Below are 23819 nucleotides of genomic sequence, written 5' to 3'. Positions count from 1 at the left end.
AGGGTTGAAAGCGGCGTGTGATTGAGTGCCCGCAGTCATGCACTCTTCTACGGGGCAGAGAGTGGGAGCTTCATGTCGAAACTGCTTTCCGCGGCAGCACTGATCACCGCGATCGTCGTACTCGGCAGGCTACGCCGCGGGCTACTACCTCGGCACGGGCCCCGACCCGCATCCGGCGGTCACCGGTGTTTCGGGGTTGACCGGCTAGGGGGCCACGCCCCCGGACTCGCCTGGGTAGGACCATCCCCTGAACTTTCCGCCGGCCAGATGCGTCCTGACGGGCGGCCCGTAGAAGAAGTACTTTCGCTGGCCGTTCTCTTCGGTCCGGATGATGCCGGGGACGCCGTTGCCTTTTCCGGTTTCGGTGTCCTCGGGGCTGGGCGGGCGCTGGAAGTCAGGGCCGAGCTGTGGGTGGGTATGAAAATCCCCGACGACGATCGAATCCTCGACGGCGGGCGGCAGGCGCAACGAAGTCGAGTCGGGGCCGCCCTCTTTGGTCTGAAAAACGAGCTCATTCGTGATGAGGTTCAGATATATCCATCCCCCTCCTCGTGAATGTACTTCTGGACCGGCACAACTCGCACGCCAGGATTCGACTTCAACCACGCGGTCTCAAGGACGCGTTCCACCTCGCTGTTCGCAATCAGGGCGGTAACGTCCGGAGCGGTCCGCCCGAGTAATTCCATGCACTTGGCGAAGTCGTCCCACCACCACAGCCCATCCCTCAACGAGGCGAGAAGAACGCGATCGCCGAGAACCGCGCCGCGCTCTACCGCTGGCGCTGCTTGTATGCGCGGCTTCACCAGGTCGTAGGACGTCCCCTCCGCCGCCATCCAGGCTAGTTTGACCGCGAGTGTGGCGCCCAGAGCGTCAACCGCGTCGGCCATTTCACTGTTGGCCAGGGCCGCCACCATTCTGTCCCGGTAGCTCACATCGGAAAGTACGGTCTGTTTCTCGGTGGACGTGAGCTCCCCGAGAAGTCGAATCACCTCCCCTTCCGGGACGTCCAGGCGATCGAGCATCTCGTTCAACCGCGACAGATTGCCGTCACCGCTGCGCTGCACTCGCGGTTTGGTCTGACTATCCGCGTGCACCTTGATACGGCTGAAATCCCAGCCGAAGCGCCCTTCCGTGGGCGAGCGCGTCGCCGGATCGAGTGACTGGCCACCTCCGGCGAGGGCCGGTGGACTCTGCGCCGCGACCTGCGCCCCCCGGGAGGACCGACCCGGCTGCTGCAGCCGCGACCAGATGTGCACGGGTGCCCTCCTCCCCGAGGCAGGCGCTACATCCACCAGGCTACATCTGCGGCAAGGAGAACCCCAGATCGACTGCGAGACGCCGGGGCTGTGTGTTTGCATGTGTCTTGGGTCAGCGTGGGCCGCGACAAGGTGCCTGTCTACGTCTGGAATCAATGTCCTGCAGTAGATTGAGGTGGTGGAGAACCATGGGAGCCGTGCGTAGTATTGCTGTGACAAGCAGAAATGCTGGCAACCTTGATGTGTTCAATGTCGGTGACAACGGCCGTGTCTTTACCTCGTGGTGGTATCAGGGTTCGGATTGGGCGGGCGGGCGCGCCATCGGCGGGTTCTTCCCTCCGGACGCGCCGGTCGCGGCCATCAGCAAGTCGCCCAACAGTATTGACCTGTTCGTCACAGGCAACGATGGGCGTGTCTACACCTCGTGGTGGTACGAGGGTCAGGACTGGTCCGGTGTCAATGACAACTGGCGGCCCATCGGCGGGTTCTTTCCGCCCGGTGCGCCGATCACGGTTGCGTCGCGCCATGCCGGCAATCTGGACCTGTTCGTCACGGGCAACGATGGGCGTGTCTACACCTCGTGGTGGTACGAGGGTCAGGACTGGTCCGGTGTCAATGACAACTGGCGTTCCATTGGTGGGTTCTTTCCCGCCGGTGCGCCGATCAGTGTGACGTCCCGCCATGCCGGCAATCTGGACCTGTTCATCACGGGCAACGATGGGCGTGTCTACACCTCGTGGTGGTACGAGGGCCAGGACTGGTCCGGTGTCAACGACAACTGGCGTTCCATTGGTGGGTTCTTTCCGGCCGGTGCGCCGGTCGAGGCCATCAGCAAGTCGCCCAACAGCATCGACCTGTTCATCACGGGCAACGACGGGCGTGTCTACACCTCGTGGTGGTACGAGGGCCAAGAGTGGTCTGGCCTCAACGACAACTGGCGTTCCATCGGTGGGTTCTTTCCCGCTGGCGCGCCGATCAGTGTGACGTCCCGCCATGCCGGCAATCTGGACCTGTTCATCACGGGCCATGACGGGCGTGTCTACACCTCGTGGTGGTACGAGGGTCAGGACTGGTCCGGTGTCAACGACAACTGGCGTTCCATCGGTGGGTTCTTCCCCGCCGGCGCGCCGGTCGAGGCCATCAGCAAGTCGCCCAACAGCATCGACCTGTTCATCACGGGCAACGACGGGCGTGTCTACACCTCGTGGTGGTACGAGGGCCAGGACTGGTCCGGTGTCAACGACAACTGGCGATCCATTCCGCCGCAGCCCTCGGGGCGGGCCATCAACGTCGCCTTGGAGAGCTTCCGCTGCCACACGGAGACAGATGAGGCCGGCGCGGATGAGCCGTACATCATTGTGGCTGCGATCGATCTGCGCTCCACTGTCAACGTGGGCGGCTTCGGGCTACCCATTCCGGCGTCCCGGGCATTCGTCTACGGTGCGTTCGAGGACGTTGACGAGCAGGAGACGCACCAAGTCCCGTTCCAGCCGGTTTGGGGCTTGAACGGGGAAGCGCGTTCGCTGCAGAATCCCGATGACACCATCTTCCTGGTCGGCCTCATGGAGTGGGACGACGGTAACGCGCAGGCGTTGAGAAATCTGGTTGCCGCATCGGTCAACAGTGCTCTGTTCGCCAGCCTCAACGTGACCGATCGGTCCACCCGCGTGAACCTCCTCATGCAGGCGTTCAACGGCGCCCTGCAGACCCCGACCGGTGGCCCCAGCACGGATGAGTGGGTTGGTCTGGGCCAGGAACTGCGGCTCGTAACCGCCGACGTCATTCTGGCGGAGACCGGCGGGACGGCGCGTCGGTCGCTGCGGTTCCAGGGGACGGCGGCGACTACACGCTTACCTTCGCCGTTCGCTCAACGCCCAACTAGCCCTGTCTGGACTCCAGCGTCGGGCCGGCAGCATGGCTGCCGGCCCGATGTGGCGCTTGCTCGGCGGCGGTCATGCTCTGGAGGCCGACGACGTTGAGTACCGCGCGTTTGTCAGCGTCGGGTGTGCTCGGGGCGGCGGTGAACATCACGAGGCGCAGTTCGGCGTGGCGGGACTCGATCGAGCAGACCGGCACGGTCTGCGACCCCTGCGGAGAAGGCCGGATGCCCTGCGTCGACAGCGACGACATCGCCGCGGTCGCCGCGGTCACCCTGACCCAACCCGGTCATGAGGGGAACGGCTACATCCTCAGCGGCCCGGAAGCGCTGACCACCCGCGAGCAGGTCGAGATCCTCGCCGACGTACTCCAAAAGCCCATCTCGCTGGTCGAGATCACCCCGCACGAGCACGCCGAAGCCAGCCTCGCCCATGGCCTTCCCCGGCAGATGGGGCCGGTGATCGAGAACCTGTACACCATGTTCCGCACCGGACGAGCCGGCGTGCTCACCCACGACGTCCGCAACGTCACCGGCCGGCCACCCGGCACGTTCCGCGCCTGGTGTGAACGTAACGCCGCGGCTTTGCGAAAGTAGGACCATGACTGGCACATCTGTGCGCACTGGCTTGATCGGCTACGGCCTCGCCGGCTCCGTCTTCCACGCGCCCCTGATCGCCGCCACCGAGGGCCTCACCCTCGACACGGTGGTCACCGCCAACCCGGAACGGCAGGACCAGGCACGCGCCGAATACCCGGACGTCCGCATCGCCGCGACCCCCGACGAGCTCTTCGACCGGGCCGACGACCTCGACCTGATCGTCATCGCCTCCCCGAACAAGACGCACGTCCCGCTCGCCACGACCGCGCTCAGGGTTGGCCTCCCGGTCGTCATCGACAAGCCGATCGCGGGCACGGCCGCCGAGGCCCGCGACCTCGCCGCCCTCGCCGACAAACGCGGCCTGCTCCTGTCCGTGTTCCAGAACCGCCGGTGGGACAACGACTTCCTCACCGTCCGCAAGCTCATCGACGAGGGCGCGTTGGGCGACGTGTGGCGGTTCGAGTCGCGGTACGAGCGGTGGCGGCCGCGGCCGAAGGGCGGCTGGCGCGAATCCGGCGACGCGGCGGAGATCGGAGGTCTGCTGTACGACCTGGGCAGCCACGTCGTCGATCAGGCCCTCGTCCTGTTCGGCCCCGCCACGCAGGTCTACGCCGAGTCGGACATCCGCCGCCCCGGCGCCGAGACCGACGACGACACCTTCATCGCGCTCACGCACGCCAGCGGCGTCCGCTCCCACCTGTACCTTTCGGCGACGGCCGCCCAACTCGGCCCGCGCTTCAGGGTCCTGGGCTCACGGGCGGGTTACGTCAAGTACGGCCTCGATCCCCAGGAGCAGGCCCTGCGCGATGGCCAGCGCCCGGGGCGGAACTGGGGACGGGAAGCCGAGTCGGCGTGGGGTCGCCTCGGCTCCGGCGAGTCCCCGCTGACCGGCGGCGGCAGCCCCGTACCGACCCTCCCGGGCGACTACCCCGCGTACTATGCGGCCCTGACCAGGGCCCTCAACGACGACGGTCCCAACCCGGTGACCGCGCTGGAGGCGGCCGCCGCCCTCGACGTGCTCGAGGCGGCCCGCCGTTCGGCCCGCGACGCAGTGGCGGTGACGCTATGACGCACGAGGCGCTGGAGCGGTTCTTCAGTTGAGGGGCCAGACCCGGACCGGTACGTGTGGGAACGCCGCCGTGAGGAAGTGTTCGGTGCGGCGGTCGCGGAGGAGGCAGTCCGGCCAGCTGTCGAGCACTTCGGGCAGGGCGCGGTGGCCGAGGGTCAGGTGGAGCAGCGCGCCGGGCGGGACGGCGGCGTGGGTATGGGGGTCGGTGGATGGGCTGACGGTGCCGCGTACGGCAGTCACTGCCGTCAGCTCGCCGTCGGTGAACTCCAGTCGGGCGGCGCGGCCGTAGGTGTCGATGGTCAGCGTTGGCTCGGGCCATCGCAGGTCGGCTGCTTGCCAGCGGGCCCGCAGTAGCGGTTGTAGCCGGGCGAGCAGGTCGACGGGGTCGCCGGTACGGACGTACCAGCCTCTGGGGCGCCTTGGTACGCCGGGCGGGCCGAGCCTGGCCAGTGGGTGGTTCGGGTCGAGGAGGAGGCGTACGGCGGCGAATGGCTGGCCCGCCGATGTCTCGCAACCGCGGCCGGTATGGCCGAGGTATGCGTGCATGGCGGCGGCGGCCTGCGACCAGTCGGCCGGTCGCGTGCAGGCCGCCGCGACCACGGTCAGCTCTCCGGCGGGGGAGGGCCGGGGCGTGTGGACCAGGTATCCCTGTAGTTCGGTGTCGTGTACCAGGACGGCGACCGCGCGTCGGGCGATGTCCGCCGGACGGCGCCCGGCTATCTCGTACCGCCACACGTCGGCGTCTCTCGGGCAGACCAGGGCGTCCCCGTCGGCGAGCCGCCGGTCGATGCCGGCGAGGGCGTCCGCGTCGGCGACGGTGGCGGGGCGCACCGTGAGGCTGCCGCCGGAGCTGGTCGGCAGGGCGGTGGCGGGCACCGTCGGAGCGCCATCGTTCGCCAGGGCGTAGTCGTAGCCGAGCCGCCGGTAGAAGTAGGGGATCCCCTCGATGATCTGGACCGGCACACCGCTGGCTGCGTACCGCTGGTGCAGTGCGGCAAACAGCCGTTCGGTGAGTTGGTTCCCGCGGTGCTCCGGCGCCGTGCCGACCAGTTCGATCTGGGCTACCGGCAGCCGGACCCCGCCCAGGTGCCAGTCCTGCCGCAGCCCCACGAGGCTGGCCACCGGGCGGCCGGTGGCCGCCTCCTCGGCGACGAGGAAGTCCTCGGGTACGACTGAGGGGTGACCGGCCAGCAGGTCTTCGACCCAGGCGGCGATGCCGGGGTGCGGTTGCCCGCCGGTCGCCGCCTGAAGCTGGACCGATGCGTGCAGGCGAGCGAGCTCGGTGGCGTCACAGGCTCGGCCCGGCCGGACGGCGTAACGGTCGTTTTCCCTTGTCATACCTTGTCTCCTCGGGAACCCGGTGTGCCGACCAGCGCGGCCAGGGCAGCGACAACAGCAACGATCGCACCGGTGGTGAAGCCGCGCGAGAAGCCGCCCGTGCCGGTGCCGGCGATGCTGGCGGCGGCGACGCTGGATGCGACGGCTGCGCCGAGTGAGGCGCCGAACTCGTGGAAGGTGCTGACGATTCCGGAGGCCAGGCCGGCCTCGTGCGCCGCTACCTGCCCGAGCGCGGTGGCGGACGCCACCACGAACAGCGACCCGGTGCCGGCAGCCGCGACCGTCATGCCGGCCACCATGGCGGCGGCGCCGTTCCAGATCGCGGGGACGGCCAGGCCGGCGGCGGCGACGGTGAGCCCGGTCACCGCGAGGGTGCGGGGGCCGGTGCGGCCGATGACGCGCCCGGCCAGGTTGGCGCCGAGCATGGTCGACAGCGCGACGGGCAGGAAGAGGAGACCGGTGGTCAGCGCGCCGTAGCCGTGGTGCTCCTGCAGGGCGAAGGTGCCGAGGAAGAACATCATGATCATGAGTGCGGTGGCGACGAGGATCAGCAGGATGCCGACCACCACGGGCCTGCGGGTCAGCAGCCGCAGGTTCATCAGTGGGCTCGCGGCCAGGCGCTGACGCGCCGCGAAGGCGGCGTAGAGGAGCGCCGATGCCAGGAGCAGCGCGGCGGTTGTCCAGGTTGCCCAGCCGTGGTCGCCGGCCCTGATCAGGGCGTAGATCAGGGCCGCGGTGGCAGCGGTCACCAGGGCCGCGCCGGGAAAGTCGAGGGTGGCCCTACCCGCGGGCGCCGCTCCCGCCGGCAGGTATGACCGGAGTGTGAAGAGCAGCGCGAGCCCGACTGGGACGTTGATGTAGAAGATCCATGCCCAGCCCGGCCCGGCGGTGAGCAGCCCGCCGAGGAGGACGCCGAGTGCGGCGCCGCTGCCGCCCAGAGCGGACCAGATGCCGAGTGCGCGGTTGCGCTCGTCGCCGTCGAAGATCGTGACGATGAGCGACAGCGCCGCCGGGGAGAGCAGGGCGGCGGCCATACCTTGCGCGACCCGGCCGGTCAGGAGCATCGGTCCGGTGGTGGCCAGGCCGGCGGTCAAGGATGCCGCCGCGAACAGCAGCAGACCGGCCAGGACGAGCCGGCGGGCGCCGAACAGGTCGGCGGCGCGGCCGCCGAGCAGCAGTAGGCCGCCGAACGCGAGCGTGTAGCCGCTGACCACCCAGGTGAGGGTTTCGCGGGGCAGGTCGAGGTCCGCCCCATGTGCGGCAGGGCGATCGCGACGACGGTGACGTCGAGGATGAGCATGAGCTGTGCGATGCCGACCAACCCGAGGATTCGCCAGCGTCGCGGATCTGGGCTGCGGGTCGAGGTGGTCGTGGTCATGGACTCGGACACGGGCTCGCCTCCGAACTAAGTCGTACAGGGTGTGTTCAAGTTATGCTCGGGTACTGTAACTCGTACAACCGCTGTTTGACTTAAGGACGTTGCGTGGCTCACTCCGCTACCAGGCCGGCCCGTCGGGCGGACGCGCGGCAGAACGCCGAAAAGATCGTGCGAGCGGCCGTGACCTGCCTGGGGCGAAGCGCCGACGCGAGCATGAACGACATCGCGCGGGAGGCGGGGGTCGGCAGGGTGACCCTGTACGGACACTTCCCGTCCCGGGAGGCCCTGGTCGAAGCCGCGTTGATCCGGCTGCTGGCCCAGGGCGACGAGGTGTTGGAGGCCGTCGACCTCACCGGCGATCCCCGCGACGGGCTGCGGGCGCTCATGGAATCCGGCTGGCTGCTGATCGCCCAAGCCGCCTCGGTCCTGCAAGCGGCGCAGGCCAGCCTGCCGCCCGGCCGCGTGCACGAACTGCACGCCAAGCCCGAGCAGCGGGTTCATGACCTGATCCGCCGCGGCCAGACCGAAGGCGTCTTCCGGGCCGACGTTCCGGCCGAGCTGCTGGCCAGCGTCCTGCACCACGTCTTGCACGGCGCGGCAACCGATGTCGCGACCGGGCGACTCGACGCGGCCGACGCCGCGCGTTTCGTCGCCGAGATGGCCTTGGCCGTCTGTGTGGTCCCGCCGGCCCGCACTGGGAATTAGTTGTATCGTCGAACCATCTGGTTGTATGATCGAACTATGCGGGATGGAGAGACGGACGCGGCGCAGGAGGCCCTGATGCGGTTCGTCCGTAACTTCGGCCTCCATCAGCCCGACCGCACTCCGTGCGGGCAGCCGCTTCCAGTCTCGGAGGCACACGCCATGGTGGAGATCGCTCGGGAGGGGCGGATCCGTCAAGTGGAGTTGGCTCGCCGGTTGCGGTTGGAGAAGAGCACCGTCAGCCGTCTGGTCGGCAACCTGGTCGGTCGGGGTTGGGTGCACCGGCAGGCCGCCGACGGTGACGGACGCGGCGTCCTGCTGGTGCTCACCGAGTCCGGGGCCACCGCTTCGGCTCGACAGGCCGACGCGCGCCGCGACCGGCTGACCGCGCTACTCGACCGCATTCCTGACGACCAGCGCGCTGCCGTGGTGCGTGCGCTGCAGACCCTTGCAGAGGCCGCTGATGAACCGTCTTGACCGCCCCCGTGCCCGCTGGGCGCTGCTCTTGGTGGCCGCCGCGGTCGCCGCGCTCAGCGGCGGTTGCGGCGACGACTCGTCGACATCGGGCGCCGCCAGCCGGCAGGACGAGGTCGCCGAGCGGGGCGCGTCGGTCATGCCGTTCGACCTGGACCGCACCACACATCAGTTCACCAAGACGGACAGCGGCGGCGTGCAGACCGTGGTCGCCGACGACCCGCGGGACACCGCTCAGATCACTCTCATCCGGCAGCACCTGGCAGAAGAGGTGGACCACTTCCGGCGCGGCGACTTCACCGATCCCGCCGCTATTCACGGCAACCAGATGCCTGGCCTACAGGCACTGCGCGGACATGCTGGGCGAATCACCATCGGCCAGGAGAGCACGCCGGACGGGGGACGTGTCACGTACACCACCACGGTGCCGGAACTGGTTGACGCGCTGCACGCCTGGTTCGACGCCCAGGTCAGCGACCACGGCGCGCACGCCACCCGTTAAGAGCCAGGAATTCGCTGACCGTCGTGCGGAACGTGTCGGCGTCCTCGACCCAGGGCAGGTGCCCGGCGTGCGCGATGGTCCGTCGTTGGCATCGCGGCAGGGCGTGGTGCAGGGAGTCCACGGCCCAGGGTGGACGGATGTCTTCGGCGCCGTGGATGACCAGCGTGGGGATGTCCAGCGTCCGGCATTGGGCAGCGACGTCGTTTTCGGCCAGGTACTGCTTGGCCTCCGCGTTGAGCTTGGCGTTGCAGTCGACGTTGATGTCGAACCACGGTGTGGCGATCCGCTTGGCGAGTTCGAGCGCCCGGCGGTCGTCGGCGAAGTCGGCCGTCCATTGCAGTACGGCCATCTCCCTGTCCTCGGCGGGTGTGCGAGCACGGCCGTCGAGCTCGTCCCACCGGTGCAGGTGCTTGCCGAGCCGGTCCCGCAGCTTCTGCTTGTAGACCGGGTTCCAGGTTGGTACGGGGTCGATGCCGGTGCCGGACACGTAGATCAGTTTGCTGACCCGGTCGGGGTGTCGCAGCGCGTAACGCAGCGCGAGTGTGGCGCCCCAGGAGTGGCCGAGCAGGACCGTCTGAGGCCCGGCGAGGTGCTGGCGGACGGCGTCCAGGTCCGCGATCGACTGGGAGACGGTGTAGGGGCCGCGGTGTTCGGAGCGGCCGCAGCCTCGTTGATCCCAGCGGATGACCCGGGCCGTGCCGGCCAGCATCTGGGCCAGGTCGCCGAATATGTCCCACAGGCCCGGACCGCCGTGACACAGCAGCACGGGTGGCCCCTGTCCTGTCTGCTGGGCCCACAGGCGGCAGTTGTCGTCGGTCACCACCACGTCGTTCATGGTGGACAGTCTCGCGGCCCGGGGAGCGGTCTGTCGTAGGCGGCAGGACACAATCGGACCGTTCCCCTACGCTGGTCCGGTTCCGGACGGCACGGGGAGGAGCGGGCATGGCGGACGTCGACTGGTCACGGATGGGCTGGCAGTCCTGGTCGGAGGTCACGGCGGTGCGGGCCAGGCTCGCGGCCGGCGCCGATCCGAACACGCTGGGGCGCGGCGGTGGCAGGCCGCTGCACGCGGCGGCGGAGCAGGGCTCGGCCGAGGTGGTGACGGAGCTGGCCCGGCTCGTCGACGATGTGGACGCCGAGCAGGACGGGCGCACCGCGCTGTGGGTCGCCGTCAACGCCAACCGGCCGGACAACGCCCGCGCGCTGGTCGCCGCGGGCGCGGACCCTTGGCGGCCGATGATGGCCGGCTGGTCCCCGGCACGGTTGAGCCTGGCCGGCCCGGTCCCTGACCTCTTCCCGGCAGGGGCCGAGCTTTCGCCGCCGGAGGCCGCCGCCGTCGGTGAAGCCCGCCGTCTCATCGACGCCCTGCGCGACCTCGACGACGACGGCCATAGCCTCGCGTGCGTGTCGGGTGTGGACGCGAACGAGGCGGTGCGGCGCCTCGACGCCAGCGCCGTCGAGGGCGTTGACGTCGAGGACATGTGGGACAGCGACGACGACGACTCCATACGGACGCTCGGCGTCACCGACGTGCCCGGCGGCTGCGTGGTGAGCCAGCCGTGGGCCTACGGCGCCTCCATGCCGCTCGTCGGGCTGCTGCTGTCGGCCGGCACGGTCTGCTACGCGATGTACGCCAACCCGAAAAGCGGCAACCAGATCAGCAGCACCGTGGACGGTGTCATCACCGGCTGGGACCTGAACCCGGGCGGCGGCTGGTGCGCCGCCGACGCACCCGCCGACGAGGTCCTGCGCACGTACCTGTACCAGGACGCCGTCGCGTACTGCTGCGCCTATGCCGACGTGCGGCCCGCCGACGCCCGTCCGTTCACCGGACCTCCGGACCGGTGGGTGCGACTGCCGGCTCGCGACTGGTGGTCAGTCACCGCCCCATAGCCACGCCTGCCCTACGCACCGCGCGCGATCCATTCATCGAGGTGTGGCGCCTCGTCGCCGATGGTGGTGGCGTCGCCGTGACCCGTGTACACGACCGTGTCCGCGGGCAGGACGAGCAGCCGGTCGCGGATCGAATCGATGATCGTGCCGAAGTCGCTGTGCGACCTGCCGGTGGCGCCGGGCCCGCCGGCGAAGAGGGTGTCCCCGGAGAACAGCGCACCGAGATCGGGGGCGTACAGGCAGATCGCGCCGGGCGCGTGGCCGGGTGTGTGCAGCACACGCAACCGGGTGCCGGCGACGGTGAAGGTGTCTCCGTCGGCCAGTGGCCGGTCCGGCACATGGTCGGGGTGGGCCAGCTTCCACAGCACCTCGTCGTGCGGGTGCAGGTGAATCTCGGCGCCCGTGGCCCGGGCCAGCTCTATCGCGGCGTTGACGTGGTCGTTGTGCGCGTGCGTGCAGACGATGGCGACGACCCGGCGGTCACCGACGGCCGCGGCGATCGCGGTGGCGTCGTGCGCGGCGTCGACGACCAGGACCTCCCGGTCGTCACCGACCAGCCAGACGTTGTTGTCCACCTCCCACTCGCCGCCGTCGAGGGCGAACATGCCCGAGGTCACGACCCGCTCGATGCTGGCGCCCATCAGAACACCACCACCGAACGCAGCACGTCGCCGGCGTGCATCCGCTCGAACGACTTTTCCACGTCGTCCAGCGGGATCGTCTCGGAGACGAAGGCGTCCAGGTCGAGCCGCCCCTGCTGGTACAGGTCGACGAGCATGGGGAAGTCCCGGGAGGGCAGGCAGTCGCCGTACCAGGAGGACTTCAGCGAGCCGCCGCGGCCGAACACGTCGAGCAGGGGCAGCTCCAGCGTCATCTCCGGCGTGGGTACGCCGACCAGCACGACGGTGCCGGCCAGATCGCGGGCGTAGAACGCCTGCTTCCAGGTCTCCGGCCGGCCGACCGCGTCGATCACCACGTCGGCGCCGAACCCGCCGGTCAATTCGCGGATCGCCTCCACCGGGTCCGTCTGCTTGGCGTTCACGGTGTCGGTGGCGCCGAACTGCGCGGCCCACTGGAGCTTGCGATCGTCCACGTCGACGGCGATGATCTTCGACGCGCCAGCCAGCCGGGAGCCCGCGATGGCGGCGTCGCCGACGCCGCCGCAGCCGATCACCGCGACCGAGTCGCCCCGGCTCACCCCGCCGGTGTTCATCGCCGCGCCGAGTCCGGCCATCACGCCGCAGCCGAGCAGCCCGACCGCTGCCGCCCGCACCGGCGGCACCTTGGTGCACTGGCCGGCCGCGACCAGGGTCTTCTCGGCGAACGCGCCGATCCCCAGCGCCGGTGACAGCGCGGTGCCGTCGGCGAGGGTCATCTTCTGCGTCGCGTTGAAGGTGGCGAAGCAGTACCACGGCCGCCCGCGCAGGCAGGCCCGGCACTGCCCGCACACCGCGCGCCAGTTCAGGATGACGAAGTCGCCGGGTTGGACCCCGGTGACGCCGGCACCCACCGCCTCCACGACGCCGGCCGCCTCGTGACCGAGCAGGAAGGGGAAGTCGTCGTTGATCCCACCCTCCCGGTAGTGCAGGTCGGTGTGGCAGACCCCGCACGCCTGGACCTGCACCAGCGCCTCACCAGGTCCGGGGTCGGGGACCAGGATCGTCTCGACCGAGACCGGCGCGCCCTTCGCGCGGGCCACGACCCCGCGGACCTCATGTGCCATCCCAGTTCTCCTTAGTCCGTCACTGCGTGCGGGCAGAAACATGCGATTACCGAAGACGAAACATTACCGCTGGACGCTGGCGGGTAGCTGGACTCTCCCAGCTGGCTGAAAGGTGGGAGCGCGTGGAGATCCTGGTACTGACCGCCGAGTCCGCTGCTGAGTCCGCACGCCGGGTGCTTCCCGCACTCGACCTGCTGCCGCATGCTGTGCGCGTCGCCAACCATGACGTGTCCGCCCTGATATCCGGTCCTGAACCCGATGTCGTGCTGGTGGACGCCCGGCGCATGCTGGTCGAGGCGCGGGGCGTCTGCCGGTTGCTGCGGACCACGGGTCTGCGGGTGCCGCTGCTGGCCGTGGTGGAGGAGGTTGGCCTGGTCGGGGTCTCCGTGGACTGGGGACTCGATGACGTGGTGCTGGCGACCGCCGGCCCGGCCGAGGTGGAAGCGCGGCTGCGGCTGACGGTGAGTCGGCTGGCGGGCCAGGCCGGCGGCGCCGGCGGTGCGCTGGTCGCCTGCGGCGACCTTTCCATCGATCCCGGTACGTACGCTGCGCGGCTCAAGGGTCAGCCGCTCGATCTGACGTACAAGGAGTTCGAGCTGCTGAAGTTCCTCGCGCAGCATCCGGGTCGGGTGTTCACCCGCGATCAGTTGCTGCGGGAGGTGTGGGGATACGACTACTTCGGCGGCCACCGCACCGTCGACGTGCACGTACGGCGGCTGCGCGCGAAGCTGGGCAGCGAGTACGAGTCGATGATCGGCACGGTTCGGCAGGTCGGGTACAAACTCGTGCTGCACCCCCGCGCTCAAGCTCAGGCACTGGTCGACGAACCGGTGCCGGAACTCATGACGTCACTCTAGGAATTCTGGGTCGTTCCTGTGGCAGGTGACCGATTCGGGTCACTTGCGACGGCGGGAGGCCCGGGTTGGCGTTGGCGGCGGAGGTCGTTGAGCCGGCGGCCCGCGGCCGCTGGGACTGGCTGCGCCGCGTGGCGGTCTCGGCCCGGCCGGCGGCCTTTGCCGGGGTCGTGTTCTGCGTCGTAGTCGGGGCGGTCGCGGCGTTGCCGTCCGGCGATCCGCTGGACGGGTTCTTCCGGTACAGCCTGGAGTTGGTCGTCCTCATCACGGTGCTGGTCGGCGCCGGGCTCGTGTGGTGGGCGCATCGGCGGGGCTGGACCTGGGACGCCGATGTGATCCCGGCACTGTTCGGCGGCGTCGCCTCGTTCTCGCTGCTCGGCATGCTCAAGGGAACGCCGTGGGGGCCGAACGGCCTGCAAGGCGACGCCACGTTCCGTACCGAGTCGGTGACCCGGTTCGCCGACGGATGGCAGCTGGCCGATTTCACCTACCACGGGCTGCCCGCCTTTTACGCGCCCGCGTACTTCTGGCTGCTGGGACGCACCGCGGACCTCGGGGGCATCGAGCCCTGGCACATGATCAAATACGGCAACGTCGCGGCCGCGATGGCCGTGCCGCTGGTGGCCTACCTGCTGTGGCGGTGGATCGTCCCACCCCGGGTTGCCGCCCTGCTGGCGGGCGTGCCGCTGGTCGTCGAGAACTTCTACGAGCCGTACGCCTGGATCACCCTCGCGGCCTTCATACCCTGGTGGCTTGCCGCGGTACACGGCCTGACCAGGCCGCAGCTACGGCCGCCGCGCCCGGTCGTGCTCGGGCTCATCGGTGCGGTGCTGTTCATGACCTATTACTACTTCTTCTTCATCGCGGCCATCGCGCTGGTCTGCTACCTGGTGGTGGGGCGCCGGACGGGGTGCGTGGACCGGCGCCGCCTGGGCCGGATCGCGCTCGTACTCGGCGTCGCGGCGACCGGTTCGGCGGTCTTCTGGCTGCCGCTGGGCGTGTCGATCCTCCGCGCGCGGGAGTCGGAGTCGCTCGCGAACCGGTGGTTCTGGGACCAGGCGGGCATCCCGGAGTTGCCGTTCATCGAACCGACCGTCAAGGGCGGTCTTTGCCTGCTGGGCCTGGCCTTCCTCGCGCTGACCGCGCGCATCGAGCCGCTGTCCCGCGCGCTGCTGGTGTTCCTCGCCGCGGCCTACGCGTGGTACGTGATCGGCCTACCCGCCGCCTTGTTGGGCATGCCGCTGCTGACGTTCCGTGGGCTTCCGCTCATCCCGCTCATCCTGGTGACCGCCGGCGTACTGGCGCTGGGGCGGCTGGTTACCCTGGCCCCGAAGCTCCTCTCCCCGGCGCACGTGCGGCCGCTGACCGCTCTGCTGGCGGTGCTGCTGGGGCTGTTCGCCGCGCGTGGCTTCACGGTCGCGGTGGCGACCAGCCCGTACATCCCGCAGGCCCACAGCCAGCCGCTGCCGGACGGGCAGCTGCCGCCGTACCACAGCGCCAAGAGCAAACCGGCCGACGTGCCTACCGCGTCGATCCGCGATGCCATCGAGGCCCGGTACACCGGCTCCGGAAACCCGGTAGTCGTCTCCGAACGCTTCGACGTGCTCTCGCTGTACCCGTATCACGGGTTCGTCCAACCGAACGCGCACTACTCGCACCCCGCCGGCGAATTCCACGCCCGCATCGCCTTCCTCGACCGCCTGGCTGCCGCCTCCCCGCGGGAGTTCGCGCGGCTCTCGGCGCAGAACCGATTCGACCGCATCGACGCGTTCGTGCTGACCGACAACGGGGACACCCTCCACTTCACGTACCGCGACGACGCGTTCCCGTCCGGTCTCAAGTACCGGTCGGTCCGGTTCCCGCGGACGGCGTTCGATCCGTCGAGCTTCGACCTGACGGACCTGGGCAGCGTGGTCGTCGTCGTCCGCCGCTGATCCGCCGCCCGCTCAGGCGCTGCGGAAGGTGCGACGGTAGGCGTCCGGGGGCACGCCGACGGCGCGGTTGAAGTGCCGGCGCAGCGTCGTGGCGGTGCCCATGCCGGCCGCCTGCGCGATGGCGTCGATGCTGTTGTCGGTGTTCTCCAGCAGTTCCTGGGCCCGGCGGATCCGCTGCGTCGACAGCCACTGCAACGGGGTGGTGCCGGCTACCGACTTGAAGTGGCGGGCCAGGTTGCGCGAGCTCATGTTCGCCTGGCGAGCCAGGTCCTCCACGGTCAGCGGACGGTTCAGCCGCTCCATCGCCCAGGGGAACAGGTCGGCGAGGGGATGGTCGTCGCGGGCGGGCACCGGAGTGGTGACGAACTGGGCCTGGCCGCCGGCGCGATGCGGCGGCACGACCAGGCGGCGGGCGACGGCGTTGGCGACCGTCGAGCCGTGGTCGCGGCGGATCAGATGCAGGCACAGGTCGATCGCGGCGGCTTTGCCGGCCGAGGCGAGCACGTTGCCGTTGTCGACGTAGAGCACGTCCGGGTCGACCTGCACCCGGGGATACCGGGCGGCCAGCGCCTCGGTGTGTGCCCAGTGCGTGGTCGCGCGCAGCCCGTCCAGCACCCCGGCGGCGGCCAGCACGAACGCGCCGGTGCACAGCGAGACCATCCGAGCGCCCGCCTCGTGGGCCGCGCGGACGGCGTCGAGCAGGTCGGGCGGCACGTCCGCGTCGGCGTCGTCCACGGCCGGGACGATCACAGTGTCGGCGTGGGCGAGTCGGTCCAGCCCGTCGTCGGGCTCCATGAGGAACCTGCCGACCCGCACCGGGCCCGGGCCGCAGACCACCAGGTCGTACCAGGGGTCGGCCAGGCCGGAGGGGTCGCGGACGAAGACCTCGCAGGCCATCGCGAGCTCGAAGTGCAGCATCCCGTCGGTGGCGGCGAGCGCGATCGTGGCCATGTCCGAAATTGTATGGGGCATGGCGTTCCAGACACTGGCCGGGTCCGGTCGCTGCGGAGAGGATTTCCTCAGACGATCTTTGGAGGAGCAAGAAATGGGCTCAGGGCAGAGCGTGGCGGTGTTCGGTGCGTACGGGCACACCGGGCGGTTCGTGGTGACGGAGTTGCGTGATCGCGGGTTCGTCCCGATCCTTCTCGGCCGCGACGCGGGCAAGCTCCAGGCGCTGGCGGCGTCGCATCCGGGGCTCGAATACCGGGTGGCGTCGGTCGACGATCCGGCCTCGCTCGACCTGGCGTTGAAGGGCGCGGCCGCGGTCATCAACACCGCCGGCCCGTTCGCCTCGACCGCGGCCCCCGTGATCGAGGCCGCCCTGCGCGCCGGCGTCCCGTACGTCGATGTGGCGGCCGAGATCGAGGCCAACCTCGACACGTTCACGCACTTCACCGACCGCGCCCGGACCGCGGGCGTCGCGGTGGTCCCGGCGATGGCCTTCTACGGCGGACTCGGCGATCTGCTGGTCACCGCGGCGATGGGGGATTGGACGGCGGCCGACGAGGCGCACGTCGCGTACGGACTGAGCAGCTGGCACCCCACGGCCGGGACCGTCGCCTCCGGCACCGTCTCCCGGGAACGGCGCGACGGCCAACGGGTCCGCTACACCGGTGGCCGGCTGGAGTACTACGTCGACGAGAGCGACCTGCCGACCCTGGAATGGGACTTTCCCGCTCCGCTGGGCCCCCGGACCGTCCTCGGCGGGTTCACGATGGCCGACGTCGTCACCGTCCCCAGCCACCTGTCCATCCCCGAGGTGCGCACCTACATGACCACCGACGCGGCCACGGACCTGGCCGCTCCGGACGCATCCGCACCGGCGGCGGTCGACGAGCTTGGCCGGTCCGCGCAGACGTTCACCGTCGACGTCATCGTGCGCTCCGGCGACACCCAACGCCGCGTCGTCGCCAGCGGCCGGGACATCTACGCCATCAGCGCACCGCTGGCGGTCGAAGCGGTCGATCGCATTCTCGGCGGCCGCACGATGACGAGCGGCGTCGCCTCCGCCGGCGAGATCTTCGACGCGCCCGACTTCCTCCGCGCGCTGTCCGCGCACATCACGCTCGAATACGCGTGACTCCACTCCCCCTAGACGATCGCATGCGCCCGCGGGCGTGCGTCGATCAAGGGCTCCCCCGTCGATCAAGGGCGAACGGCCGTGCTTTGATCTCCAAACCACGACCATATGCCCTTGATCGACGCGAAAGTCCTTGATCTTTACTCGCCCGCACCGCGAGACGTCGCTAGTTCTGCTGCCGGAAGCGGCCCGGCGACATGCCGGTCCAGGCCCGGAACGCCCGGTAGAACGACGCCGGATCGCCGAACCCCAGGAGGAACGCGACCTCGGCGTCGCTGAACGAGGTGGCACGCAGGTACCCCCGGGCGTGCTCTTGTCGCACCTCGTCCAGCAGCTCGCGGAAGGCGGTGCCGTGCTCGCGCAGCAGCCGCTGCAACGATCGGCCGCTCATCGCCACGTCGCGGGCCACCGCATCGACCGTCGGCCGCGCCCCGGGCAGTCGCCGGGCGATCGCCGAACGCACCTGCTCGACCTCTCCGCCCGGCGCCGCCGGGGTGTTGGCCCGCAGGTAGGGCACCAGCGCCCGCAACAACGCCGGATTGTGCGTACCGAGCGGAAGGTCGAGGTCGGCGGCGGCGAGCACCAGCGCGTTGCGTGGCGCGCCGATCCGGATCGGGCAACCGTAGTACGCCGCGTGGCCGCTCGGCGCGTCCAGCATCGGCGCCGCCAGCTCCACCCGCAGTGGCGAGTCGACCGCTACCCGTCGGGCCAGTTCGGTCAGGAAGGCCAACTCCGCGTCGACCAGTGCCTGCGGCGGGGGTCCCACGCCGGCCGGCCAGCGGTACGTCACCGTTGCCTCCCCGCCCACCCGGTCGACGTCCAGGTCGACGTCCTCGGGGCTGAGGATGCGCTTGTACCGGGCGACGACCTGTACCGCCGCGCCGAGCGTGGCGCAGCTGAACACGGCCAGGAAGTACGGCTCGGTGAAGTCGGCCCGGATCGCGCGGGCCAGCGCGAGCCCGATGTCCGGGTCGTCGCTGACCTTCCGGATGGCGCGCCACAGCTCGAAGTACGCGGGGACCGGCAGCGCGGCGCCCGGTACGGAGAACAGGCCGGTGGGCAGCCCGGCGAGGGCCAGCACATCGCCGGGAGCCACGCCACACGCCCGGAGTGCGGGCTCCAGCCCGACCGGGACCTTACATCTGGTGGGTGGTGTCATGGCCTCGGCTTACGCGGATTCCCAGGATGAGCAGCAGCCCGATCAGGTAGTGGGTCGGGATCGCCACGAGCACCCCGACCTTCGCCTGGGTGGTGGCGAAGACGCCTGGAATCGTAAGCCAGACCAGCCAGTCCACGGTCGCGCTCGCCAGTTGGTAGAACGCGAGGCACCCGGCGACGCCCCGGTGCGGGCGGTGCCGCAGCACCCAGGCCACGAGCGCCTGACTGGCCAGCGCCACCGCGAGCAGCCTGGCCACCCACTGCCCGTCCGGGCTGAGGTCCCAGCCGGTGACCTTGCCGAGCAGGCTCGGCGGGAGCAGGCCGATCAGGGCATACGCCGCCTCGACCACGGCCACCAGGACCAAGCCGAACCGCAGGTCGACCAGCCGGCTCATGCGACGGATCCGATCGGGTACAGCCGGTTGCGCAGCAGGTCGCCGTGGCCGCACCCGAGGACGTACGGAAGGCCGAAGATCGTGATCAGGGCGAGCGGCAGGTCACCGATTGCCAGCACCGTCACGAACGCCCCGGCCTGCTCGGGCAGGTCCACTGTGAACACCACCACCACGAAGACCAGCCGGACGATCCCGTTCCAGTAGGGGAACGCGCCGAACCGGCGCAGGTCGACCGCCGACAGCACCAGCACGACACCGGCGAACAACCCGACCAGCGCGGGCAGCCAGACCCAGAACTCGATGTCGGGCATCCGCAGGCCGACCGCCTCGGGCGCGCCGGGCGTCAGGAAAACCACGATCGCACTGGCGTTGTACACGCCCGCGACTCGTACGAACCACGTCATGAAGCGCATGGGGTGAATGCTCGGCCCGGCGGGGAGGGCCGGGCAACGACGTTCTCCGCCAGACCGGTTGCAAAGCGCGCCAAATCCGGTACGCGTAACCGGGTACTTGACGAGCGCTGAACGAAGACGGCCGCGCACCCGCGGGCGGATCCACGAACGGTTCCGTCTTCGTCAAGTGCGTCGATTTAGCCTGCGAGCATGAAGTCGAAGAAAAGCGAAGCCGCCATAAAGTGGGGCCTGCGGGTCCACCTACTCTGCTATGTGCTGGCCAATCTGGTCCAGGTCTTGGTGTGGTGGCTTTTCACCCCGGAGCAACACTTCTGGCCCGTGTGGTCGATTCTGGCTTGGGGCACCGGTCTCGCGTTCCACATTTGGGCGGTCTACTCGCCGTCCAAAGTGAACACCGGTCCCTGAGCTGTGTCGTTCTTGCTTGAGTTCGTGCGCGATCCGTTGGCGGTCGGCGCGATCGTGCCGAGCGGCCCGGCGTTGGCCAGGGTGGCGACGGCGGCGGTGCCCCGAACCGGTTCCCCGGTCGTCGTGGAGCTCGGACCGGGCAGCGGCGCCTTCACCGAAGCCATCCAGCGGCGCCTCGCCGGACGCGGCCGGCACATCGCTGTCGAGGTCAATCCGCGGTTCGCGCAGCGGTTGGCCGCGCTCCAACCGGCGGTCGACGTCGTGAACGCGGACGCGACCGACCTCGCCGCGGTGCTGGCGCGGCGCGGGCTCAGCCGGGCCGATGTCGTGGTCAGTGGCCTTCCGTGGGCGGCGTTCGCCGAGAACCGTCAGCGCGACCTGCTGTCCGCGGTGGTCGCCGCCCTGCCGCCGCACGGCGTGTTCACCACGTTCGCGTACGTGCACGCCCGGTGGGCCCCACCCGCCCGGCGTCTGCTCCGATCCCTGCGGTCGCGGTTCGACGAGGTCGTCATCAGCCGGACGGAGTGGGCCAACCTCCCGCCCGCCCAGGTGTACTACTGCCGCCGGCCGTACGCGAGGCCATCAGCCGAGCCCGGCGAGCAGTTCCTCGGCGCGGCGGGCGAACAGGTGGGCCTCGTGCTCAGTGGACAGCGCCCGGGCCCGCTCGGCGGCGGCCCGGACGGTCGCGACCGGCTCGCCGCGGGCCCGCATCAGCCGCGCCCGTAGCAGGAGCAGCAGACCCTCGGCGTAGCGCTCGCCGTACCTGTCGAGGAGCGAGTCTGCCCGGTCGAGGGCCGCGGCCGCCTCGTCCAACCTCCCGGCCGCCAGCCACATCTCGCCCAGCAGCCCGTACCAGGTGGCAAGGCCCGAGCGCGGCGGGTCGCCCAGCGCCAAGGCGATGATCCCTTGCGCCTCCGCCGCGGCGCCGGCCGGGTCCTCGCCGGTTACGGCGCGCGCCCAGCACCGCGCCAGCCGCTGGTAGCCGCCGAAGTAGACGAAGGAGAACTCGGGGTCCACGGCTATCCCTTTCTCCGCGACGAGCAGCGCCCGCGCCGGGTCGCCGGCAAGCGCCGCGACCGTGACGGCGAAGGCGGCCCAGACCGTGATCACATATGGCTCGTCGCCGGTGGCCGCCTCGATCGTGTCGAGCAGTGCCCGTGCCGCGTCGAGGTCACCGTGCAGCGCGGTCATCAGCGCGAGCATGACGGGCCCGAGCAGTCGCAGATCGCGCCGGAGTGGGTCCTCGCCACCGTGTGCCAGCTCGTCGAGCACGGTCGAGTGGGTCTGGCTCAGGTACCGGAACGCCTCGCCGATATTGCCGATTTCCCACTGGTGGATGCCCCAGGCGTACCGGCCGTACGCCTGGACGATCGGGTCGGTGGACGCCTCGCCCTGCTCCAGCAGACGACGCGCCAGCGGGCCTGCGCGGTCGAGCCGGATGCCTTGGGCGTAAGCCACCCAGCGGGAGAAGAGGAAGTCGGCGGCCTGCCGTTCCCGGCCGAGGTTTCGGGCCAGGTGCTCGGCCCGCTCCAGCAGTTGGAGCGCCGAGCCGTAGTACCCCTCCCGCATCCCGTCCACGGCGGTGAACAGCGACAGGGCGGACAGCTCCAGCTCGGCCAGGCCCGCTGTCCGCGCCACCTGCGCGGCCGAGTGCAGGTGGCGCACAGCGGCCCCGAGCGCTGACTTTGCCGCCGCGCAACGGCCCGCGCGTACCAGCGTGGCCGCGGTCCGGGCCGGGTCCGCGAGTGGGCCGGCGGCCCACAGGTGATGGGCGAGGCGCTCGGCCACCGGCTCGTCGTCCGTGGCCGTGCGCTCCAGCGCGTCCGCGACCCGCAGATGCAGCCGGGTCGCGCGCAGCGGCGGGGTGGTGCCGGCCACCGACTCGCGGACCAGGTCGTGTGCGAAGCGGAACGAGTACGGGTCGCCGGGCGAGGGCTCGAGCAGGCCGAGCCCTTCCAAGGGCTCGAGGCGGTCCAGACAGGTCTGCGCGTCGAGACTGGCGGTGCGCGCGAGTAGCGCGAGATCGACGTCCCGGCCGATCAGCGCGGCGATCTGCACCAGGTATCTGGCGTCGTCGTCCAGTCCGGCCATCCGGTCGCGGACGACGTCCCGGACGGTGGACGGCACTCCGGTCCGTGCCGCGGCGTCCTGGGTGAGTTCGCCGTCGTCGGCGAGGAGCCGGGACAGCTCCCGGACGAAGAAGGGGTTGCCGGCGGTGCGGGCGTGGATGCTGCGGGCGACACCGGGGTCGGGGTCCTGGCCGGTCTCCCGGCGGACCAGTTCGGCCACCTCGGCCGGGCCGAGCGGGCCGAGCCGGATCCGGCGGTGACGGGGCAGCCGGCTGGCCGCGGCGAGCATCCGCGCCAGTTCTGAGCTGGGTGTGGGTGCCCGGTCGCGGAGCGCGCCGATGACCGCAGTGCCGGCCGGTAGCCGGGCCGCCAGGTGACTGAACAGATCCAGCGAGGCGGCGTCCGCCCATTGCAGGTCGTCGACGACGAGCACCACCGGCCGCCGCGCCGATACCCGGCCGATGAGCGCGACAGCCTGCTCGAACAGGCGGAACCGGGCGCCGTTTTCCGGCAGCACCGGCGTTGCGGGAACGCCGCTGTGCGGTCCCACGAGGCGGCCGAGCTCGCCGGCGTGCCACTCCTGCCGCGCCGCCGCCGGCAGGCCGTCGAGGACCGCGCCGACCGCCTGCACCCACGGCCACATCGACGGTGTCCCGTCCCCCTCCAGGCAGCGACCCCAGACCACGAGCGCACCGCGCCGGTCCGCCAGGGCGCCGGCCTCCTCAAGCAGGCGGGTCTTGCCCACTCCGGGCTCTCCCTCGACGACGACGAGCCGCGTGCCTCCGGCAAGCGCCGACTCCACCGCCTGCCGCAGCACCGCGAGCTCCTCGGCCCGGCCGACCAGGCGGCCGGCGGGCGGCGTAGGCAACCGCTCGGCGGGCGTTTTCTCGGCCGGTGTCTGTTGCAGCACCCGCCGGTGTGCGGCCACCAGCGCCGGGCCGGGATCGATGCCCAGGTCCTCGGCGAGCCGGGCGCGAACCGTCCGGAACACCGACAGCGCTTCTGCCTGTTGCCCGGCGGCGGCCAGGGCGGAGACGAGACCGGCCAGCACGGTTTCGTGCAACGGCGCCGTCCGAGCGGCCAGGTGCAACGCCTGGAGTACGCGCTCGGGCTGCCCTCGCGATATCGCGAGCTCGGCCGCTTCCACGCAGGCGTCGAGAAACTCGCCATCGAGCGAGGCGAAGATTGGCATCGCGGTCGATCCGTGGGCCAGCCCTTCACCGGCGCAGCCGTGCCAGAGCCCCAGCGCCCGCACGTACGAGTCGAGCGCCGCATCGGGCCGCTGCTCCGCGACGCCGGTCCTGGCCGCCTCGACCAGCTCCCGGAACGCGACGACGTCCAGCATGCCGGGGCCGGCGGCGAAGAGATAACCGTTGCCGCGGCGCTGCAGGTACAAGCCGCTTTCACGCGCGGGCAGCGCTGGCTCCAGCAACCGACGCAGCGCGCCGACGTACTTCTGGAGAATGTTGAGCGCCGAGGCCGGGACGTCGTCGTCCCAGATCAGATCGATCAACTCGCTCATGCTGATCGGCTTGCCCGCGCGGGCGAGCAGCACCGCGAGCAGGTACGCCTGCTGCCGAGGCCCGGCGTCCAGCTCGACGCCGTCCCGCCAGATCCGCAACGGACCGAGAATCTGCAGACGCGGGTGTCCGCCGGAGGAAGCCATGCCGTCAATGGTGAGCGAATGCCCTCGCCCGGGG

At 70.4% G+C, this 23819-nt stretch carries 23 protein-coding genes and 1 pseudogene; 12 read left to right on the top strand and 12 right to left on the bottom strand.

The window, feature by feature from the left end; all coding sequences use genetic code 11:
• Nucleotides 1–204: 204 nt before the first annotated feature.
• Both Prum_RS02595 and Prum_RS02590 read right to left on the bottom strand, forming a co-directional pair.
• The gene (locus Prum_RS02595) at nt 205–468 is read right to left on the bottom strand and encodes a hypothetical protein (RefSeq protein WP_173073627.1); all 264 of its coding nucleotides are present in this window, start codon (nt 466–468) and stop codon (nt 205–207) included.
• Between the two features lie 59 nt (nt 469–527).
• Nucleotides 528–1256, bottom strand: coding sequence for an eCIS core domain-containing protein (locus Prum_RS02590; RefSeq protein WP_173073626.1), 729 nt, complete (start codon nt 1254–1256; stop codon nt 528–530).
• Between the two features lie 188 nt (nt 1257–1444).
• On the opposite strand from Prum_RS02590, the gene Prum_RS02585 reads away from it, so the two are divergent.
• Genes Prum_RS02585 through Prum_RS02575 form a run of 3 tightly spaced genes read left to right on the top strand, consistent with a single transcriptional unit; the run spans nt 1445 to nt 4801 of the window.
• Nucleotides 1445–3235, top strand: coding sequence for a PLL family lectin (locus tag Prum_RS02585; protein ID WP_173073625.1), 1791 nt, complete (start codon nt 1445–1447; stop codon nt 3233–3235).
• A 41-nt stretch (nt 3236–3276) separates the two neighbouring features.
• Nucleotides 3277–3729, top strand: a complete 453-nt coding sequence (locus Prum_RS02580; protein WP_173073623.1) for a Rossmann-fold NAD(P)-binding domain-containing protein — start codon at nt 3277–3279, stop codon at nt 3727–3729.
• 19 nt (nt 3730–3748) lie between these two features.
• Nucleotides 3749–4801 (top strand): Gfo/Idh/MocA family protein, encoded by a 1053-nt coding sequence (locus Prum_RS02575; protein WP_246277599.1) that lies wholly within the window; start codon nt 3749–3751, stop codon nt 4799–4801.
• A 24-nt stretch (nt 4802–4825) separates the two neighbouring features.
• Here the strand turns inward: Prum_RS02575 and Prum_RS02570 are convergent, their stop codons facing one another.
• A complete protein-coding gene (locus Prum_RS02570; RefSeq protein ID WP_173073619.1) occupies nt 4826–6139 on the bottom strand; it encodes a GNAT family N-acetyltransferase in 1314 nt (437 codons plus the stop codon).
• A complete protein-coding gene (locus tag Prum_RS02565) occupies nt 6136–7353 on the bottom strand; it encodes an MFS transporter (protein WP_218576965.1) in 1218 nt (405 codons plus the stop codon). The genes Prum_RS02570 and Prum_RS02565 overlap by 4 nt, the downstream gene beginning before the upstream one ends.
• Before the next feature lie 269 nt (nt 7354–7622).
• Here Prum_RS02565 and Prum_RS02560 point away from each other — a divergent pair, with 269 nt between their 5' ends.
• Genes Prum_RS02560 through Prum_RS02550 form a run of 3 tightly spaced genes read left to right on the top strand, consistent with a single transcriptional unit; the run spans nt 7623 to nt 9195 of the window.
• Nucleotides 7623–8222 (top strand): TetR/AcrR family transcriptional regulator, encoded by a 600-nt coding sequence (locus Prum_RS02560; protein WP_218576964.1) that lies wholly within the window; start codon nt 7623–7625, stop codon nt 8220–8222.
• A gap of 36 nt (nt 8223–8258) precedes the next feature.
• Nucleotides 8259–8696 (top strand): MarR family winged helix-turn-helix transcriptional regulator, encoded by a 438-nt coding sequence (locus tag Prum_RS02555; RefSeq protein ID WP_173073617.1) that lies wholly within the window; start codon nt 8259–8261, stop codon nt 8694–8696.
• Nucleotides 8683–9195 carry an aspartate carbamoyltransferase gene (locus tag Prum_RS02550; RefSeq protein WP_173073615.1) on the top strand — a complete coding sequence of 171 codons (513 nt, stop codon included), beginning with the start codon at nt 8683–8685 and terminating at the stop codon, nt 9193–9195. The genes Prum_RS02555 and Prum_RS02550 overlap by 14 nt, the downstream gene beginning before the upstream one ends.
• Here Prum_RS02550 and Prum_RS02545 read toward each other — a convergent pair.
• Nucleotides 9164–10030 carry an alpha/beta fold hydrolase gene (locus tag Prum_RS02545; RefSeq protein ID WP_173073614.1) on the bottom strand — a complete coding sequence of 289 codons (867 nt, stop codon included), beginning with the start codon at nt 10028–10030 and terminating at the stop codon, nt 9164–9166. The two genes, Prum_RS02550 and Prum_RS02545, sit on opposite strands and share 32 nt — an antisense overlap.
• Before the next feature lie 107 nt (nt 10031–10137).
• Between Prum_RS02545 and Prum_RS02540 the strand changes: the two genes are divergently transcribed.
• Nucleotides 10138–11088 carry an ankyrin repeat domain-containing protein gene (locus Prum_RS02540; protein WP_173073612.1) on the top strand — a complete coding sequence of 317 codons (951 nt, stop codon included), beginning with the start codon at nt 10138–10140 and terminating at the stop codon, nt 11086–11088.
• 11 nt (nt 11089–11099) lie between these two features.
• Here the strand turns inward: Prum_RS02540 and Prum_RS02535 are convergent, their stop codons facing one another.
• Nucleotides 11100–11729, bottom strand: a complete 630-nt coding sequence (locus Prum_RS02535; RefSeq protein WP_173073610.1) for an MBL fold metallo-hydrolase — start codon at nt 11727–11729, stop codon at nt 11100–11102.
• Nucleotides 11729–12811 (bottom strand): S-(hydroxymethyl)mycothiol dehydrogenase, encoded by a 1083-nt coding sequence (locus Prum_RS02530; RefSeq protein ID WP_173073608.1) that lies wholly within the window; start codon nt 12809–12811, stop codon nt 11729–11731. The genes Prum_RS02535 and Prum_RS02530 overlap by 1 nt, the downstream gene beginning before the upstream one ends.
• Before the next feature lie 122 nt (nt 12812–12933).
• Between Prum_RS02530 and Prum_RS02525 the strand changes: the two genes are divergently transcribed.
• Nucleotides 12934–13668: a winged helix-turn-helix transcriptional regulator gene (locus Prum_RS02525; protein WP_173073606.1), complete on the top strand. Its 735-nt coding sequence runs from the start codon at nt 12934–12936 to the stop codon at nt 13666–13668.
• A gap of 65 nt (nt 13669–13733) precedes the next feature.
• Complete coding sequence (locus Prum_RS02520; protein WP_173073604.1) at nt 13734–15599, top strand: arabinofuranosyltransferase; 1866 nt, start codon at nt 13734–13736, stop codon at nt 15597–15599.
• Nucleotides 15600–15611: 12 nt separating this feature from the next.
• Here Prum_RS02520 and Prum_RS02515 read toward each other — a convergent pair whose 3' ends face one another.
• Nucleotides 15612–16550 (bottom strand): helix-turn-helix domain-containing protein, encoded by a 939-nt coding sequence (locus Prum_RS02515; protein ID WP_173073602.1) that lies wholly within the window; start codon nt 16548–16550, stop codon nt 15612–15614.
• 94 nt (nt 16551–16644) lie between these two features.
• Here Prum_RS02515 and Prum_RS02510 point away from each other — a divergent pair, with 94 nt between their 5' ends.
• Nucleotides 16645–17679, top strand: a complete 1035-nt coding sequence (locus Prum_RS02510; RefSeq protein WP_173073600.1) for a saccharopine dehydrogenase family protein — start codon at nt 16645–16647, stop codon at nt 17677–17679.
• Between the two features lie 166 nt (nt 17680–17845).
• On the opposite strand, the gene Prum_RS02505 is transcribed toward Prum_RS02510, so the two are convergent.
• From Prum_RS02505 to Prum_RS02495, 3 genes are read right to left on the bottom strand one after another with little or no spacing between them, the layout of a single operon-like run.
• Nucleotides 17846–18775, bottom strand: coding sequence for an AraC family transcriptional regulator (locus tag Prum_RS02505; protein ID WP_173073598.1), 930 nt, complete (start codon nt 18773–18775; stop codon nt 17846–17848).
• A 40-nt stretch (nt 18776–18815) separates the two neighbouring features.
• Entirely contained in the window at nt 18816–19232 is a 417-nt protein-coding gene (locus Prum_RS02500) for a hypothetical protein (protein WP_173073596.1), read from the bottom strand.
• Nucleotides 19229–19636: a hypothetical protein gene (locus Prum_RS02495; RefSeq protein WP_173073594.1), complete on the bottom strand. Its 408-nt coding sequence runs from the start codon at nt 19634–19636 to the stop codon at nt 19229–19231. The genes Prum_RS02500 and Prum_RS02495 overlap by 4 nt, the downstream gene beginning before the upstream one ends.
• A 198-nt stretch (nt 19637–19834) precedes the next feature.
• On the opposite strand from Prum_RS02495, the gene Prum_RS02490 reads away from it, so the two are divergent.
• Nucleotides 19835–20050: a 2TM domain-containing protein gene (locus Prum_RS02490; protein ID WP_173073592.1), complete on the top strand. Its 216-nt coding sequence runs from the start codon at nt 19835–19837 to the stop codon at nt 20048–20050.
• 3 nt (nt 20051–20053) lie between these two features.
• Nucleotides 20054–20455: pseudogene (locus Prum_RS50735) on the top strand (class I SAM-dependent methyltransferase); the annotation flags it as partial.
• A gap of 177 nt (nt 20456–20632) precedes the next feature.
• Here the strand turns inward: Prum_RS50735 and Prum_RS02480 are convergent.
• Complete coding sequence (locus tag Prum_RS02480; RefSeq protein ID WP_173073590.1) at nt 20633–23785, bottom strand: BTAD domain-containing putative transcriptional regulator; 3153 nt, start codon at nt 23783–23785, stop codon at nt 20633–20635.
• Between the last annotated feature and the right edge of the window lie 34 nt (nt 23786–23819).

This window comes from Phytohabitans rumicis (assembly GCF_011764445.1).
GTDB lineage: Bacteria > Actinomycetota > Actinomycetes > Mycobacteriales > Micromonosporaceae > Phytohabitans > Phytohabitans rumicis.
The sequence above is the reverse complement of the archived record's forward strand: the minus strand, read 5'-3'. Positions and strand labels throughout refer to the sequence as shown.

Bases quoted from the DNA above. Each gene is read 5' to 3' on its own strand.
- Prum_RS02570 (WP_173073619.1), bottom strand. From the start codon at position 6,139: ATGACAAGGGAAAACGACCGTTACGCCGTCCGGCCGGGCCGAGCCTGT.
- Prum_RS02585 (WP_173073625.1), top strand. From the start codon at position 1,445: ATGGGAGCCGTGCGTAGTATTGCTGTGACAAGCAGAAATGCTGGCAAC.
- Prum_RS02510 (WP_173073600.1), top strand. From the start codon at position 16,645: ATGGGCTCAGGGCAGAGCGTGGCGGTGTTCGGTGCGTACGGGCACACC.
- Prum_RS02555 (WP_173073617.1), top strand. From the start codon at position 8,259: ATGCGGGATGGAGAGACGGACGCGGCGCAGGAGGCCCTGATGCGGTTC.
- Prum_RS02540 (WP_173073612.1), top strand. From the start codon at position 10,138: ATGGCGGACGTCGACTGGTCACGGATGGGCTGGCAGTCCTGGTCGGAG.
- Prum_RS02515 (WP_173073602.1), bottom strand. From the start codon at position 16,550: ATGGCCACGATCGCGCTCGCCGCCACCGACGGGATGCTGCACTTCGAG.
- Prum_RS02535 (WP_173073610.1), bottom strand. From the start codon at position 11,729: ATGGGCGCCAGCATCGAGCGGGTCGTGACCTCGGGCATGTTCGCCCTC.
- Prum_RS02490 (WP_173073592.1), top strand. From the start codon at position 19,835: ATGAAGTCGAAGAAAAGCGAAGCCGCCATAAAGTGGGGCCTGCGGGTC.
- Prum_RS02530 (WP_173073608.1), bottom strand. From the start codon at position 12,811: ATGGCACATGAGGTCCGCGGGGTCGTGGCCCGCGCGAAGGGCGCGCCG.
- Prum_RS02500 (WP_173073596.1), bottom strand. From the start codon at position 19,232: ATGAGCCGGCTGGTCGACCTGCGGTTCGGCTTGGTCCTGGTGGCCGTG.
- Prum_RS02495 (WP_173073594.1), bottom strand. From the start codon at position 19,636: ATGACGTGGTTCGTACGAGTCGCGGGCGTGTACAACGCCAGTGCGATC.
- Prum_RS02545 (WP_173073614.1), bottom strand. From the start codon at position 10,030: ATGAACGACGTGGTGGTGACCGACGACAACTGCCGCCTGTGGGCCCAG.
- Prum_RS02480 (WP_173073590.1), bottom strand. From the start codon at position 23,785: ATGGCTTCCTCCGGCGGACACCCGCGTCTGCAGATTCTCGGTCCGTTG.
- Prum_RS02550 (WP_173073615.1), top strand. From the start codon at position 8,683: ATGAACCGTCTTGACCGCCCCCGTGCCCGCTGGGCGCTGCTCTTGGTG.